The following is a 14,697-nucleotide window of genomic DNA, read 5'->3' on the forward strand; positions in this document are numbered from 1 at the left end:
AGTGATCGCCCGCGTGGACAGGTCAGAGAAGTTTGGCGCGCTGTGTTTTGCGCGATGCTCCAGGCTGCTGCTGTGGGCCCTGCTCGGCACACTGGTTGCCACGACTCTGGCTCAGGCGCAGAGCGCAGTGGAGCTGAAGGCTCGCTATGCGGCCTTGCAGGAGCGGTTGAGCGACAGCCCGTTCCAACGACCGCTCTACCTCGAATCGAACCAGACATCGAGCGAGCTGGAAGGGGATGTTTTCGCCTTGATCGAACAACCCTACGCCGTGCTCAGCCCAGCTCTGCAGGGCATGGATCACTGGTGCGAAATCCTTATCCTGCACCTGAATGTAAAGGGCTGCAGCGCTTCCACTCTGGAAGCCGAAGACTGGCTGAACCTGAGCATCGGGCGCAAGTTCGATCAGCCGCTGGCCGATGCTTACCAGGTCGAGTTTCGCTACACCGTGGCGGCAACCGCGCCGGATTACCTGCAGGTCCAACTGAGCGCCGAAGAAGGCCCGCTCGGCACGAGTGACTATCGCATCGTGCTGGAGGTAGTGGCTCTCGATGAGCACCGCAGCTTCCTTCACCTGTCTTACTCCTATACCTATGGCTTGGCGGCACGCGTAGCCATGGAGGGGTATCTGGCGACGATCGGGCACAACAAAGTCGGTTTCAGTATCGTCGGCCGCCAGGCCAGCGGGGCGCCGGTCTACATTGATGGCATGCGCGGCGTAATCGAGCGCAACGCGATGCGTTACTTTCTGGCGATCGACGCTTACCTGGGGGCACTCTTGACGCCACCGGCCGAGCAACTCGAAAAGCGCCTGAACGACTGGTACGCCGGTGTCGAACGCTACCCAATCCAGTTGCACGAATTGGAACGCGTCGAGTACCTCGATATGAAGCGTAAGGAAGTTCAGCGCCAGCAGGCGCAGGGTTCGGCCGCCAGGCCGAAGTAAGCCTTACAGACACTCGAAAATCGCTGTGGTTATGGCCGGACTCAGGCTTGATTTGAGGTCAGTTGTAATTCGGCTCTTTATCTTTGAGGCTCACCGTGAAGTCAGGGAACCGTAAAGTCGCGCTGCTCGTATTCATGATGGTGGGCGCTGCCGTACAGGCTGAAAGCGGCCCGTCATTCGCTTGTGCCAAGGCGCAAGGTCAGGCTGAGCAACAGGTCTGCAAGAGTGTCGAGCTAAGCGCACTCGATCGGCAAGTAGCGGCGCTCTACAAGAAAGCCCTTGGCCAGGTCGATGCGCAAGGGCAGAAGTCGCTCAAGGCCGATCAACGTGGCTGGATCAAGGGGCGGGACGAGTGCTGGAAGTCCGCCGATGTGCCCCAGTGCATCACCTGGAGTTACCAGATCCGCCTGGTCGAACTGCAGATCCAGTCCGGATCGGTCATGGCGCCCACGCCGGTCGAGTTTGTTTGCGGAGATAACAGCAAGCCCTTCAGCGCCGCTTTCTACAACGGCCTAGAGCCTCGTGCGGTAGTGATCACCTATGGCAATGACCAGAGCATCGGCATCGCTCAGCGGGTCGGCAGCGGCAGCCAGTACGCCACCGATGGGATGACGTTCTGGGAGCATCATGGCGAAGCCGTCGTCGACTGGTATGGCACTCAACTCAAATGCAAGGCCAGCCAATGATCTACCGATGCAGCCTGCGCATCTTCGTATGAAGCGGGTGGATTGCTGCAGGTTTCGCGCTGCTTCGTCGCCGATGCCGCAGAGATGCGCTCCGGCAGGGCTGAGGCCGTGCCGGGTTGTAGCGCTGTGCGGGCCAACCTGGACCCGCCGTTGGCCGCTTGAGAACGCTACTTCGTCAAAGGTCACAAGCCTGAGACTTTGCCGCCCTTGGAGGGCGGCAAAATGCTCTAGCCATGAGCGTCGATAGCGCCGGGTTAGGGTTGAACAGCGCTTTACGGAGCCGTTCGATCAGTCGCGTTCGAGTGCCAGGGCTACGCCCTGACCGCCGCCGATGCACAGGGTGGCCAGGCCTTTCTTGGCGTCGCGCTTGAGCATTTCGTGCAGCAGGGTGACCAGCACGCGGCAGCCGGAGGCGCCGATGGGGTGGCCGAGGGCGATGGCGCCGCCGTTGACGTTGACCGTGCTGGCGTCCCAGCCGAGCTCCTTGCCGACCGCCAGCGCCTGGGCGGCGAAGGCTTCGTTGGCTTCGATCAGGTCGAGTTGTTCGAGCGTCCAGCCGGCTTTTTCCAGGCAGCGCTTGGTCGCCGAGACCGGGGCGATGCCCATGATCGCCGGGTCGACGCCGGCGTTGGCGTAAGCGGCGATGCGCGCCAGTACCGGCAGGCCCAAGGCTTTGGCTTTCTCGGCGCTCATCAGCAGCACGGCGGCGGCGCCGTCGTTGAGGCTGGAGGCGTTGCCGGCGGTGACGCTGCCGTCCTTCTTGAACGCCGGCTTGAGCTTGCCCAGCGCTTCGACCGTGGTCCCGGCCTTTGGCTGCTCGTCGGTGGCGAAGCTGAGTGGCTCGCCTTTGCGCGACGGGATCAGGATCGGGGTGATTTCATCGGTGAAACGCCCGGCCTCGATGGCGGCCACGGCTTTCTGCTGCGAGGCGGCGGCGAAGGCGTCCTGCTCGGCGCGCGTGATGGCGTACTGGTCCACCAGGTTTTCCGCGGTGATGCCCATGTGGTAGTCGTTGAAGGCGTCCCACAGGCCGTCGTTGATCATGGTGTCGATCAGCTTGGCGTGGCCCATGCGCAGGCCGCTGCGCGCACCGGGCACGACGTAGGCGCTGAGGCTCATGTTCTCCTGGCCGCCGGCGATGATCACCTCGGCGTCGCCGCAGCGGATCGCCTGGGCGCCCAGGTGCAGGGCCTTGAGGCCGGAGCCGCAGACCTTGTTCAGGGTCAGGGCCGGCACCGCATGGGGCAGACCGGCGAGGATCGCGGCCTGGCGCGCCGGGTTCTGGCCGGCGCCGGCGGTGAGCACCTGGCCGAAGATCACTTCGTCGACCTGGGCGCCATCCAGGCCGGTCTGTTCGAGCAGGCGACGGATCACTGCCGCGCCGAGGTCGACGGCGGGAATGCTCGCCAGCGAGCCTTGAAAACTGCCGACGGCGGTACGGGTGGCGGCGACGATAACGACTTCTTGCATGCGATTTCTCCCGGTCGGGACTGCCCCTGGCCCGTTCATTCATTGATGTGGCAAGCCCTGCAACGGGCCGTGCCTGGCGGTACTTAGAAGGTCATTTCGATGACGTTGTCCGGCACGATCAGGCGGCCGGCGGTCTTGGCGACTATCTCCTCGATGCTCACCCCCGGCGCGCGCTCGCGCAGGATGAAGGCGCCGTTCTCGATCTCCAGGTAGGCGAGGTCGGTGAGCACCTTGCGGATGCAGCGGCAGCCGGTGAGCGGCAGACTGCAATGGTTAAGCAGCTTGGACTCGCCGTCCTTGGAGGCGTGGGTCATGGTGACGATGATGTTATCGGCGCCGGCCACCAGGTCCATCGCGCCGCCCATGCCCTTGATCAGCTTGCCGGGGATCATCCAGGACGCGATGTTGCCGTTGGCGTCCACTTCGAAGGCGCCGAGTACGGTCAGGTCGACGTGGCCGCCACGGATCATGGCGAAGGACTCGGCCGACGAGAAGATCGAGGCGCCGGCGCGCGCGGTCACGGTCTGCTTGCCGGCGTTGATCATGTCGGCGTCCACCTCGTCCGCGGTGGGGAAGGCGCCCATGCCGAGCAAGCCGTTCTCCGACTGCAGCATCACGTCGATACCTTCCGGCACATAGTTGGCCACCAGGGTCGGGATGCCGATGCCCAGGTTGACGTAGTAACCATCCTTCAGCTCGCGCGCCACACGCTGAGCCATCTGTTCACGGGTAAGTGCCATTGCTGTGCTTCCTCATCAATTCGGTGGTGGAAGAACCTGATCAGGATCGCGCGATACGCAGCCGATCCTGGCAGGCTCTCAGGCGCGCAGGGTGCGCTTCTCGATGCGCTTCTCGAAACGGCCCTGGATGATGCGATCGACGTAGATGCCCGGGGTGTGGATCTGGCTCGGGTCCAGTTCGCCCGGCTCGACGATTTCCTCCACCTCGACCACGGTGATACGGCCGGCGGTGGCAACCACCGGGTTGAAGTTCTGCGCGGTGTGGCGGTAGATCACGTTGCCGAAGTGGTCAGCCTTCCAGCCTTTGACGATGGCGAAGTCGCCGGTGATCGCCGGCTCCAGGATGTAGTGGCGGCCGTTGAATTCGCGCGCCTCCTTGCCTTCGGCGACCGGCGTACCGTAGCCGGTGGCGGTGAAGAAGGCCGGGATGCCGGCGCCGCCAGCACGGAGTTTTTCGGCCAGGGTGCCTTGCGGGGTCAGTTCGACTTCCAGCTCGCCGCTGAGCAACTGCTGCTCGAACAGGGCGTTCTCGCCCACGTAGGAAGCGATCATCTTGCGGATCTGCCGATCCTCCAGCAGCACGCCCAGACCGAAGCCGTCGATGCCGCAGTTGTTGGAGACCACGGTCAGCCCGCTGACGCCACGACGACGGATCTCGGCGATCAGGTTCTCCGGAATTCCGCACAGGCCAAAGCCCCCGGCCAGGATGGTCATGTTGTCGGTCAACCCGGCCAGAGCCTCTTCGTAGCTGCCTACACGCTTGTCGAGTCCACTCATGCTGCTGCGCCTCTTGTAGTTGTTGGTTCGGCAGCCGTGCTGCCAGAAAGCGAGTCAGAGCTTCACTGCTGGAGACTGATTTGTTAAGTTTGTTTTCCTTAGCTATTAATTACGAAAACAAATAAATGACCATCAAACAGTTGCGTGCCTTCCTCGCCGTGGCGCAGAGCCTGAGCTTTGCCCAGGCCTGTGAGCGCCTGCACCTGTCTCAGCCCGCCCTGAGCCTGGCGATCAAGAACCTGGAAGAGTCCCTGGGCGGCCAATTGCTGGCGCGGACCACGCGCAGTGTCAGCCTGACCCCGGAGGGCGAAACCCTGCTGCCTATCGCCCGGCGTCTGCTGGCGGACTGGGACAACGCCGAGGAACTGCTGCGCCAGCACTTCACCCTGCAACTGGGCAAGGTCGCCATCGCCGCCATGCCTTCCTTCGCCGGCAACCTGCTGCCGGTCGCACTCAAGGCCTTCCGCCACCGTCACCCGAAGGTCAATGTGGCGGTGCATGACGTGATCAACGAACAGGTGCTGGAGATGCTGCGCAACCGTCGCGTCGAGTTGGGCATCGCCTTCGAGCCGGACTCCCTCGACGGCCTGGAATTCACGCCTTTCTATACCGACCGTTTCGTCGCCGTGGTGCCGGCGGACTGCCCTCTGGCCGAACGGGCCGAGGTGAGCTGGGCGGAGCTGTTGCGGGAGAATTTCATCACCCTGCAGCGCCCTTCGGCGGTCCGTCTGCTGCTGGAAGAGAGCATCGTCGCGCAGCACGGCAAGCTCCCCGTGGCCTTCGAGAGTCACCAGCTGGTGACGGTCGGCCGGATGGTCGCTCAGGGCTTGGGGGTTAGCGCCGTGCCGAGTCTGTGCATCCAGCAGATGCAGGAACTGGGCGCCTGTTGCGTGGCCCTGAACGCGCCGCAGGTGGAGCGTCGCGTTGGCCTGCTGCGTTTGGCCGAGCACAAGCTGTCGACTGCGGCGCAGGCGCTGGGGGATATCGTCATTGAGGTTTCGTGCCGCACAACGACGGGACCAACCCGCTAGTGAGCGGGGCCAAGTGGCCGCGAAAACGAACCATCCCGGCTACCGGGACATGCCCATGGCGGCCCTGGCTACAGCCTCCGAGCGCTGCAATGCACCGGTTTGAGCAGGGGGCTGGGAATGTTATTCAGCAAACGTGTAAAAACGTTATCGCGCTAGCGGGTGTCACTTTATAGTTGAGCGTCTTGCCGCTCCTCGAAAGGAGGTACCCATGCACATCGAACGTTTTGAGATCGCAGAGCGCTTTCGTGGCCCTCCAAGGTCGGGAAATGGCGGCTACACATGTGGCCGCATTGCCAAGCACCTGCAGGGCACGGTTGCGGTTCGGCTTAAGGCGCCGCCGCCACTCGACACCGAGTTGCGCCTCGAGTCCGTGAACGAGGAGGCTCGCCTCTTCCACGGCACAACACTCGTCGCCGAGGCGAAGCGCTCCGAACTGAACTTGCAGGCCCCACAACCCCCTTCGTATGAGGAGGCTGAAGAGGCCGCGCAGTCGTTCCTCGGGTTCAAGACCCACAGCTTCCCCGGTTGCTTCGTATGCGGACCAGAGCGCATGCCGCATGAGGGCCTATGCATCTTCCCTGGCGCGGTGAAAGGCACCTCCACGCTTGCGGCGCCGTGGACGCCTGACGTGTCGCTTGCCGACGAGTCGGGGAACCTGAAGCCGGAATTCTTGTGGTCAGCGCTCGATTGCGCCGGAGCCTTCGCGCTTTTCCCCCTGCCCGAAGGCGTCGCAATTGTTCTCGGCGAACTTGTCGCATCCATCGTCGGCCACGTTAAGCCCGGTGACCGTTGTGTTGTCCTCGGTTGGCCCTTGGGGGGCGAGGGACGGAAGCGTCTTGCGGGTACCGCTATCTACGCCCCGGACAACCGCCTCGTTGCCTTGGCCCGGGCCGTCTGGATCGAAGTGCCGTTGAGTACCTGGAACTAAGGCTCTGAGGATGCGTTGAGCGAATGAGCCAGTCACTCATGCCGGGTTGGCCGACTACGTTTGGTCCCTCGAACTCATGGCTTATCGAGACGGCTCGGACTGGGCAACGCTGTTTCTCAGCGCTTTAGCCACCTGGCTTTGAATCTCGTAGGCTGGCGCTTCGACGGCGTCGTAGTCACGGGTATAGCGCGTGGCAAACTCGCGAACGCCCCATTGCAGGTACTGCTGCACGTGTTTCAACTCATGCGCCCAGAGCGCGACATTGTTAAGTGCGTCATCCGAATTCCGAAAAACGATGATGTCCACAAGGGTGACGGCATTCACATCGGGATTCTGCAACATGGTGTTTGCGGCGTTCAGCTCCACATCATCGCCTACTTTGTAGCGAGCCGAGTCGAGCACTTGAAAGTCATAGTAGGGTTCGAGCTGGGCTCGGATATTCAGCGGGATTGGCCGGATATCGCCAGCTGCCGCGGTGTTGCGCGAGTGCACTATCCACTCCTGTAATCCAGAGGCAGCCATGCTGCTCATGTTTTCGTAGATCGGCCCTATTTCCTCTTTGGAGCCTGGAGCACAAAAACAGGCGACCACGCAGACTTCGTACTGCCCTGCTGGGCAGGCGGACACAGAGAGCGCCATACCGAAGGAAAACAGCAGTACCGTTAAGCGGAAAAATTGACGCGAAAAAACAACTGGCATTGGTTGTCCCAAAGGTAATGGCGATCAGAGACCGAATATACGCGAGCAGTCGGCATGGGCGCCAAAACGAAAGGGGTTGCAATGGGGGAGGAGTCCATATCCGGACACAGGAAATGCGGGGAAGCCTGGGGCAACTCAATCCCGAGGCGATAACCTCGGGTCCGTCTCCATCCGTAGTGCCAACCTCGACGGCGGTGCCCTCGACCAACCCTCCAGTGCCGGCACAAGCGCCGGCAACGTCCTTGCAGCTGACGCCGCCAAAGGAGGCATGGTAATTCGCCTGAATAAATCGCTATGCCCCCTTAGCGCTCGGCTATGATTCTTCAGGATCGCGCCCCACCTGGGGCGGCCACCACGGGCTCGGCGTTTCGACCCGCTTTTTCTTTCGTAGGAGAAGCGTCATGCGTGCTTGCTATCGCTTCACCGCAACCCTGTTCGCCTTGCTGGCCTTGTCCGGCTGCTCGGACGAGGACGAGCCCAGCGCGGCGAAGGCGCCGGCGCTCATCACCGCTGCGCCTGCCGCGCCTGCCGTCCCCGCCGCGCCCGCAACTGTACCCACGCCCGCACCGACGGCCCCGGCCGAGGCCGTTTTCGGACGGGAGGAACTGGACCAGATGCTGGCGCCGCTGGCCCTGTATCCGGACTCACTACTGGCCCAGGTGCTGATGGCGGCGACCTATCCGGGCAATGTCGCCGATGCCGTAGCCTGGTCCAAGGCGCACCCGGATGCCAGCGGCGACACCGCCGTGCGCCAGGTCGCAAACGAACCCTGGGATCCGAGCGTGCAGTCGTTGGTCGCCTTCCCGGCGGTTCTGGCCACCTTGGGCCAGGACCCGGCCTGGGTGCAGCGCGTCGGCGACGCCTTCCTCGCTCAGCCCGACGCCGTGATGGATTCGGTGCAACGCCTGCGCCGTCAGGCACAAGCCGCCGGCCACCTCGAATCCAACGAGCAGCAGCGCGTTACCGTGCAGCCAGCTGCGCCGGTCGAATCGACCACGGTGGTGGAACAGGCCGCCCCCACGCAGACCATCATCATCGAACCGGCCAATCCGCAGGTCGTCTACGTGCCCAGCTATAACCCGAGCGTGGTCTATGGCACGTGGCCTTACCCGTCCAGTCCGCCGGCGTATTACCCACCGCCTCCGGGCTACTACGTCGGTACCGCGCTCGCCGCCGGCCTGGCCTTCGGCGTGGGCGTGGCGATCGTCGACTCGCTTTGGGGCGACTGCGATTGGGGTCGCGGTGATATCGACATCGACGTCAACCGCTACAACAACATCAACGTCAACCGCCAGATCAACGCCAACCAGAACAACTGGCAGCACAACGCAATCAACCGCAACGGCGTGCCCTACCGCGACAGTGCCAGCCGCGAACAGTACGGTCGGCGCCTGGCCGGCAACGAACAGCGCGACGCTTACCGCGGCTACGACTCGGCGCGCGCCGCCGAGCGCGAGCGTGCACGCCAGAGCCTGGAGCAGCGTGGCATCGAGTCGCCGGCCACCAGCAATCGCCAGGCGCGCGAACGGGCCCAGACCGCGAGCCGCGACCTGCGCAACGAACCGCAGTTGAGCCGGCGTACGCAGGAACAGGCGGGAGGGCAGGTGCGCCAGCGCGCGCAGACGCAGAGCGGAGCGCAGAAGAGCCCGCGCGCGCAAAACAATCCGCAGGTCCGCCAGCAGGCGCGCCAGCAGCATGCACGGGTGCAAGAGCCCCGCAACAATGCCTTCGCCGGTGCCCGTAACCCCTCGCAGTCGCGCGCGTACGCCAGCCGCGGCCAAGCCAGCCAAGCCGCCGCCAGTCGGCCGCATGCGGCGCGCAGCGGCCAGCCGGTGCAACGTCCGTCCAATCCTCCAGCCCGGGGCGGCGCCCGGCGGCGCTGACAGGAGACTTGCCATGCATGCTGCATTTCGCATTTTCGCCGTCGCGCTACTGGCGGTGCTGGCCCAAGGCGCGCGTGCGCAGCAGGCCTTTCCCAACCCGGAGGCCGCCGCCGAGGCACTGGTCGCCGCGCTCGGTACGGAGCGCGCCGATCCTGCACGGCTGGCGGCTCTGTTCGGTGCCGACTGGCGCACCTATATCCCGACCGAGAGCGTCGACCGCGAAGACGTCGATGCCTTCCTGACCCACTACCGGGAGAAGCATGAGATCCAGGTCGACAAGCCAGGTCGGGGGCACCTTGTGGTCGGCAACACGCCTTGGACACTGCCGCTGCCGATCGTGAAGAGCCAGCACGGTTGGGCCTTCGACCTCAAAGCCGGCGCCGAAGAGATCCGCGCCCGCCGCATCGGCCGCAACGAAGTCGCCACCCTGCAGGCGGTGCAGGCCTACTACGACGCACAGATGGACTACGCCGAGGTCGACCGGGACGGCGACGATGTGCTCGAGTACGCGCAGATGTTCATCAGCAGCGATGGCCAGTACGACGGTCTGTATTGGCCCGAGGAGGAGGGCATCGAGGAAAGCCCGCTCGGTCCGCTGTTCGGCGAGGCCAAGCCCGGAGACGACTGGCACGGCTACCACTACCGCATCCTCAGCGCCCAGGGCTCATCTGCGCCGGGTGGCGCCTACGACTACACGCTCGGCGACAACATGAGCCGCGGCTTCGCCCTGATCGCGTGGCCGGCCAAATACGACGACAGCGGCGTGATGAGCTTCATGATCAGCCACGAGGGCCAGGTGTTCGAGAAGGACCAGGGCCCGGATAGCGCGAAGTTGGCGATGGCCATGTCCCGTTTCGATCCGGACAGCAGCTGGAGCGAGGTCGAGGTCGAGGTCGACTGACTTCCTCAGGGTGTGAAGCAGTCACTGAGGCGGCGATCAGTGCCTGTCGATGGATGCGCTGATTGCCCATGGCTCACTTCGCCGCGCCTGTCGGCGATCCCAATTCTTTGTCAGCCTCGGCCGATACGCCGGGGCAGCCTTCGCTCGGACGGGTCAGCATTCTGGGTGGCGGCTTTGTACGGCCCGGGTGCCTCACACCGCATGCCGCTCTGGCCGCCCATTACGACGAGTAGGGCGTTTCGGAAGCTCCGGGCGGAACCGTCTGCGGACGTTTCGCCGGGAGGATCTTGCGGGCTGTTTCCACAAAGGGGGTGACGATCAAGCTGTAGATCGTCAGGTAACGGTCGTGATCCTGTTCCCCGGTGCCGAATCGGATGATCTCGGGCTTCGAAGTGGTGACATAGAGCGTACCGAACATCCAGTCCCAGAGTGACAGGTTGGTGCCGAAGTTCTTGTGGAAGTGCCGGGGCGCGTCACTGTGGTGAATCTGGTGCTGGGCCGGGCTGTTCAGCACATGCTCGACTACTGGCCCGAACGAAAGCCAGACATGGCTGTGACGCAGGTTTGCCGCCAGTCCATTGAAGATAAATACCAGATAGGTCACGCCGAACAGGGTGTAACGGCTGATCTCCCCGCCACAGGCGTACCAGAAGACACCGGCGTAGACGCTAAGGCAGACGGCGGTAGTCAGTTTCTCGACAATCTTTTCCATAAAGTGAACCCGGCTCGCAGTCGCCGGTACCAGGACGGGCGCCGAATGATGAACCTTGTGAAACGCCCAAAGCCATCGGGAATGAAAGGCCCGGTGGGTCCAGTAATGCGTAAAGTCTTTCACAAGAAATACCCCCAGCCCGTAGAGAAGGGAGAGTGAGAGGTTTTCATTCAGTTGCGGGCGTGCGCCCCAAAGGTTGGTGAAAAAAGAGATGTAATCCCCGGAGCGCAGGATGTAGGGGTCAACCAGGCCGACGATGGGCAGCACCAGCGCGACTTTCAGGATGGCTCGCACGAAGTAGTACCGGTAATCCAGCAACGCCGAGCGATGGAAATTTACCCGGCTGCCGCCGATGAACTGCCCAAACGAGCGCGCGTCGGTCAGCCCGCGATGCTTCCTGAATCGGAACAGGCTGTAGGCGATGCTGTAGGACGTGAAGAGAAACAGTGCACCGAGGCGCCCGTTCAGATCGAAAATACCGAGAAGCTGGTCGGTGACCGGCTTGATCACCAAGTCGGTCAGATGGCCATAGATAAGCGAGAAAACATCCACGAAAGACTAGCCTCCGCCAAAGGGAGGGCATTGTAAATCAGATAGGAATTACCAAACCTTTTTGCGCATGTTGAAAATGCCAGCGCTGAACCCGCACCGGCGGCGATAACCTTCATGTCGCGATCATCGTTTTGATCTGTCTGGCGACTGGTGCGCGCTGGTCAGAAGCCAAGAAGCTCAAGCCGACAGGGCTACGTAACGCAGTGATCACCTTCAGCGGGACCAAGAGCGGTAAGGTACGGTCAATTCCAATCTCGATCGGTCTGGAAGCCAAGATCGTCCGCCATTGGAAGCTGCATGGCCCGTTCATTCCGGCGATAACCTCATTTCGCCGCGCCCTGGCCAGGGCGGCGACCAAGCTGCCTAGAGGTCAGGGGGGATTACCGTCTCGCCCTTAGGTTTCCGCACAGCAGTGGTATCAATGGGTCTCGCCACAGCCGCATGCGTGAATTGAGAACCCAGCACGACGGTAGCTTGGGCGCACATGGGTATTCCAAGGATGGCTTTGGTATTCCAGAAATTACCAGCAGGCGGCTTGGAATACCGAATCTCATGGATCCTGCTGGACGCTATCGGATCGTGATGACGCTGAAACCCCCGTATTTACTGGGTTTCAGGCACAAAAAAAGACGTCCGTGGACGTCTTTAGATGTTTGTTTGGTGCCGGGGGGATTTGAATCCTAAAACGCTATACCCCTGCTCAAATCAATGGTTTTGGGCTGCTTGCCCTGAACCAGTGATTTGTTGGAATTCTTACAATCACGGTGCCGAGCATAGAAACCTTTTGGGGTTCTCTCGAGACGAGGTGGTCAGTCGTGACTCACGTTTCCCGGAATATGCCTATGAGCAGGGCGTTGCCATTGGCGGTGCTACTGGGGCTTCTGTATCGCAGTCACTCGCCTTGTGCTGAAGCTTCGCCCATCTCGAACTCGCTCATGACCTTGCAAGGGTTGATGAGATAGTGAGCGTCTAGTCAGGCGCGTAAGCCTTCAGAAAGATGAAAACAGCTCGATCGGCCGCGAGCGCAATTTCCTTTTCATCTGGAGCGCTTTCCCGCACGTGTAGCAGCAAGGGCTCGGCAAGGTCAGCCTCCAGTAGAGCGCGGAGGTGCTCTGCGGCAAGTTGGGGATCGGCGGGGCGCAAGACTCCCAATGCCATGCTCTTGGACAGAAACGCTGCTACGTGCGCCCGCAGAGAGATAATCCTGGCGAAGAACAGTTTGCCGATATCGGAGCGGTCCGCCTCGGCGATCATCAGGCGGCGCACAGCCACCATGTCGGCGGAACAGATCAAGCGCAGGAAACTGACTCCGAAATCCCGAAGTACTGAGCCTGGGTCGGATCCAGACGTGTCCAACTGCGCAATGGCTCCCGCGATGTACTCCTCGGCGGCTCCCACCATACATTCGACGAACAGATCTTCCTTCGAGGGGAAGTGGCTGTAGATCGTCGCCTTAGAGCCGCCGACCTCGGTGGTTATTTGTGAGACCGATGTCTTGTCGAACCCCTGCGTACGGAATAGCCGGTAAGCAGTGTCCAGAATGGCCTGCCGCTTTGCGCTCCTTCTACTCATGTATCCCTCTTCATTGAACTGAACTGTTCGGTACAGTTTTTCTTGACGGGGGGCCAAAGTCAAGGATATAAACTGTACCGTACAGTACATATCGGTGCGTCCATGAATGCGATAAACGCCTCGCAGCCGCCTGTCACCCGGCACGTCCTCGGTTGATTGCTGGCTGCAAGCCTCATCGCGGTCGGTGCTTTCGCCCGAATCTACGAATGAACAACTCAAGGAATCCGAGGAGCTATCAATGAATCAACCTATCGAATCCTTCACCTCTAGCCCTGCTAAATCGGTACGCAACAAACGCGGGCGACAGAGGACCCTGCTCGGACTGCTTGCCATTTTCCTGGCGGTTGCCGGGGCCGGTGAATGGGCCTACTTGACCCTAGTGGACTCTCGCCATGCCGAGAAAGAGCCGAGGCTCGCGGTAGATAGGGGGGCGTTGAGCTTTTTCCGCCATGTAATGGAGCAGGACTATCTGATAGGACTTTCCGGCGGCAAGTCGGCTTTGGTGGAGCTGTCCATAGTCAGCCCGGTAGAACGGCTGCAGAGTTCCAGACTGGCAACCATGTACGGAGAAGACGAGGCGACGGCCAATGAGTCCTACAAGGGCAAGAAAATAATTGTCAGCGGAGAAATAGTGGCCGTCAGGATCAACTTCAACGATGACGTAATAGTCGAACTTCCTGGTAATGCCACTTTCTCCAATGTTCAGGCGGTTCTCCGCAAGGACGTCAAGCGTTATACCGGCCCCATTCTGAAAGGCGAAAATGTGCGGCTTTATTGCACGGTGCATGGGAAGACGCTCGACGACAGAGCCAGCCTGGTCTACCTGACGGATTGCGAATCGGTCGACTTCAGTAATGAGGCCCGGGAGTACGCAGCGCATCTCACCGACAAGATGAATACCTGGCTGCACGCCGGTGGCGCGCACGAGTTTTCTTCCGATTTCGCCGCCTCCTACTTTCTGGCGACCTACCTCACCGGAACCAGGCTCCCAGCAGATAACCCGTGCCGACTCAAGCAGGCTTCCCTCGATCAGTGTGTCAGCTCACTCGAGTCCTTCAACACGCGGGCCCTGTTTGAAATGGCCAGGGGCGATCTCGATCGTTGGCGTCAATGGCTGGTAATACGGCCATTGGCAAGGCATGTCTCCAGCCGTTGATCCGCTGCATTCCTAAGGTTCTACTCCATGATGACCCATACTTGCTTTCCTGCCCCGCGCAGTCTGGAGTGGGGACTCCCCTCGGGGTTCCTGCGCAAACCGGGGAACGCCCTTTGCCTGCTGCTCCTGTCGCTGGCTTGCGGCCTGGGTTCACCGGCTGCCCTCGCCCAGCCTCAACTTCGCGCTCATTGGGTGCAGGAAATTCAAGACCAACCGACTTTAGTCGGCGTCCTGAGCCGTGGGGACGGCGAAGACGTTCGCTATGTCGATCTCTACTTCGAGGTATTCAGCGCTGGAATGTCGCTGGGTACCGAGGTCCGCCGGGTCGAGGTCGATGAAACCGTAGAGTTCTTCTCCCTGACGGTGGCCGAGGGCATCGACTGCTATGAAGTTGACGCGGTCATCGGCCTGGACCGGGATGGCCAGGAAATGACAGGCGAAGTCAGTTCACCCGGAGAGGAGCAGCGGTGCAGTGCCAGCGGCCTGCGCTACTTTGAAACCGCGCGCCACGTTCTGGCGATCTGACCCAGGCAGAACTGGCCCGGCACGACGGGCGAAAAGGTATCCCGACGAGAAGAGGACATGGTCGGTAAATCGCGTGTTGTCGTACCGCTACTGCTCTAGGGAGGCGTTGAACAATTCGCTTG

At 61.8% G+C, this 14,697-nt stretch carries 14 protein-coding genes; 8 read left to right on the forward strand and 6 right to left on the reverse strand.

Annotated features, from left to right (window positions below; genetic code table 11):
- The first annotated feature begins 13 nt into the window (after positions 1-13).
- Positions 14-943 carry a hypothetical protein gene (locus AC3IYG_RS04005; RefSeq protein ID WP_489312438.1) on the forward strand — a complete coding sequence of 310 codons (930 nt, stop codon included), beginning with the start codon at positions 14-16 and terminating at the stop codon, positions 941-943.
- Positions 944-1,038: 95 nt separating this feature from the next.
- Positions 1,039-1,629, forward strand: coding sequence for an MliC family protein (locus tag AC3IYG_RS04010; RefSeq protein WP_489312439.1), 591 nt, complete (start codon positions 1,039-1,041; stop codon positions 1,627-1,629).
- 288 nt (positions 1,630-1,917) lie between these two features.
- On the opposite strand, the gene AC3IYG_RS04015 is transcribed toward AC3IYG_RS04010, so the two are convergent.
- The 3 genes from AC3IYG_RS04015 to AC3IYG_RS04025 all read right to left on the reverse strand — a co-directional run bounded on the left by AC3IYG_RS04015 (position 1,918) and on the right by AC3IYG_RS04025 (position 4,616).
- Positions 1,918-3,099 carry an acetyl-CoA C-acetyltransferase gene (locus AC3IYG_RS04015; RefSeq protein WP_489312440.1) on the reverse strand — a complete coding sequence of 394 codons (1,182 nt, stop codon included), beginning with the start codon at positions 3,097-3,099 and terminating at the stop codon, positions 1,918-1,920.
- Positions 3,100-3,182: 83 nt separating this feature from the next.
- Entirely contained in the window at positions 3,183-3,839 is a 657-nt protein-coding gene (locus AC3IYG_RS04020) for a CoA transferase subunit B (protein WP_489312441.1), read from the reverse strand.
- Between the two features lie 78 nt (positions 3,840-3,917).
- Positions 3,918-4,616, reverse strand: coding sequence for a CoA transferase subunit A (locus AC3IYG_RS04025; RefSeq protein ID WP_489312442.1), 699 nt, complete (start codon positions 4,614-4,616; stop codon positions 3,918-3,920).
- Positions 4,617-4,741: 125 nt separating this feature from the next.
- Here AC3IYG_RS04025 and AC3IYG_RS04030 point away from each other — a divergent pair, with 125 nt between their 5' ends.
- Both AC3IYG_RS04030 and AC3IYG_RS04035 read left to right on the forward strand, forming a co-directional pair.
- Positions 4,742-5,647, forward strand: a complete 906-nt coding sequence (locus tag AC3IYG_RS04030; protein WP_489312443.1) for a LysR family transcriptional regulator — start codon at positions 4,742-4,744, stop codon at positions 5,645-5,647.
- A 208-nt stretch (positions 5,648-5,855) separates the two neighbouring features.
- The gene (locus AC3IYG_RS04035) at positions 5,856-6,575 is read left to right on the forward strand and encodes a hypothetical protein (RefSeq protein ID WP_489312445.1); all 720 of its coding nucleotides are present in this window, start codon (positions 5,856-5,858) and stop codon (positions 6,573-6,575) included.
- Positions 6,576-6,656: 81 nt separating this feature from the next.
- Here the strand turns inward: AC3IYG_RS04035 and AC3IYG_RS04040 are convergent, their stop codons facing one another.
- Positions 6,657-7,274: an eCIS core domain-containing protein gene (locus AC3IYG_RS04040; protein ID WP_489312447.1), complete on the reverse strand. Its 618-nt coding sequence runs from the start codon at positions 7,272-7,274 to the stop codon at positions 6,657-6,659.
- A 401-nt stretch (positions 7,275-7,675) separates the two neighbouring features.
- Between AC3IYG_RS04040 and AC3IYG_RS04045 the strand changes: the two genes are divergently transcribed.
- Complete coding sequence (locus AC3IYG_RS04045; protein WP_489312448.1) at positions 7,676-9,157, forward strand: DUF3300 domain-containing protein; 1,482 nt, start codon at positions 7,676-7,678, stop codon at positions 9,155-9,157.
- Positions 9,158-9,170: 13 nt separating this feature from the next.
- Positions 9,171-10,058 (forward strand): DUF2950 domain-containing protein, encoded by an 888-nt coding sequence (locus tag AC3IYG_RS04050; protein WP_489312450.1) that lies wholly within the window; start codon positions 9,171-9,173, stop codon positions 10,056-10,058.
- A gap of 220 nt (positions 10,059-10,278) precedes the next feature.
- Here the strand turns inward: AC3IYG_RS04050 and AC3IYG_RS04055 are convergent, their stop codons facing one another.
- Both AC3IYG_RS04055 and AC3IYG_RS04060 read right to left on the reverse strand, forming a co-directional pair.
- Entirely contained in the window at positions 10,279-11,322 is a 1,044-nt protein-coding gene (locus AC3IYG_RS04055; RefSeq protein WP_489312451.1) for a sterol desaturase family protein, read from the reverse strand.
- Positions 11,323-12,291: 969 nt separating this feature from the next.
- On the reverse strand, positions 12,292-12,894 hold the full coding sequence (locus AC3IYG_RS04060) for a TetR/AcrR family transcriptional regulator (RefSeq protein WP_489312453.1): 603 nt from the start codon (positions 12,892-12,894) through the stop codon (positions 12,292-12,294).
- Between the two features lie 238 nt (positions 12,895-13,132).
- Here AC3IYG_RS04060 and AC3IYG_RS04065 point away from each other — a divergent pair, with 238 nt between their 5' ends.
- On the forward strand, positions 13,133-14,050 hold the full coding sequence (locus AC3IYG_RS04065) for an OB-fold protein (protein ID WP_489312454.1): 918 nt from the start codon (positions 13,133-13,135) through the stop codon (positions 14,048-14,050).
- A 27-nt stretch (positions 14,051-14,077) separates the two neighbouring features.
- Positions 14,078-14,575 carry a hypothetical protein gene (locus AC3IYG_RS04070; protein ID WP_489312456.1) on the forward strand — a complete coding sequence of 166 codons (498 nt, stop codon included), beginning with the start codon at positions 14,078-14,080 and terminating at the stop codon, positions 14,573-14,575.
- Positions 14,576-14,697 lie beyond the last annotated feature (122 nt).

It is taken from the genome of Pseudomonas sp. KH_027, from assembly GCF_057838565.1.

Excerpts from the sequence above, each read along its gene's own strand:
- AC3IYG_RS04070 (WP_489312456.1), top strand. The coding sequence starts at position 14,078 with ATGATGACCCATACTTGCTTTCCTGCCCCGCGCAGTCTGGAGTGGGGA.
- AC3IYG_RS04020 (WP_489312441.1), bottom strand. The coding sequence starts at position 3,839 with ATGGCACTTACCCGTGAACAGATGGCTCAGCGTGTGGCGCGCGAGCTG.
- AC3IYG_RS04015 (WP_489312440.1), bottom strand. The coding sequence starts at position 3,099 with ATGCAAGAAGTCGTTATCGTCGCCGCCACCCGTACCGCCGTCGGCAGT.
- AC3IYG_RS04065 (WP_489312454.1), top strand. The coding sequence starts at position 13,133 with ATGAATCAACCTATCGAATCCTTCACCTCTAGCCCTGCTAAATCGGTA.
- AC3IYG_RS04045 (WP_489312448.1), top strand. The coding sequence starts at position 7,676 with ATGCGTGCTTGCTATCGCTTCACCGCAACCCTGTTCGCCTTGCTGGCC.
- AC3IYG_RS04050 (WP_489312450.1), top strand. The coding sequence starts at position 9,171 with ATGCATGCTGCATTTCGCATTTTCGCCGTCGCGCTACTGGCGGTGCTG.
- AC3IYG_RS04035 (WP_489312445.1), top strand. The coding sequence starts at position 5,856 with ATGCACATCGAACGTTTTGAGATCGCAGAGCGCTTTCGTGGCCCTCCA.
- AC3IYG_RS04060 (WP_489312453.1), bottom strand. The coding sequence starts at position 12,894 with ATGAGTAGAAGGAGCGCAAAGCGGCAGGCCATTCTGGACACTGCTTAC.
- AC3IYG_RS04040 (WP_489312447.1), bottom strand. The coding sequence starts at position 7,274 with ATGCCAGTTGTTTTTTCGCGTCAATTTTTCCGCTTAACGGTACTGCTG.
- AC3IYG_RS04030 (WP_489312443.1), top strand. The coding sequence starts at position 4,742 with ATGACCATCAAACAGTTGCGTGCCTTCCTCGCCGTGGCGCAGAGCCTG.
- AC3IYG_RS04025 (WP_489312442.1), bottom strand. The coding sequence starts at position 4,616 with ATGAGTGGACTCGACAAGCGTGTAGGCAGCTACGAAGAGGCTCTGGCC.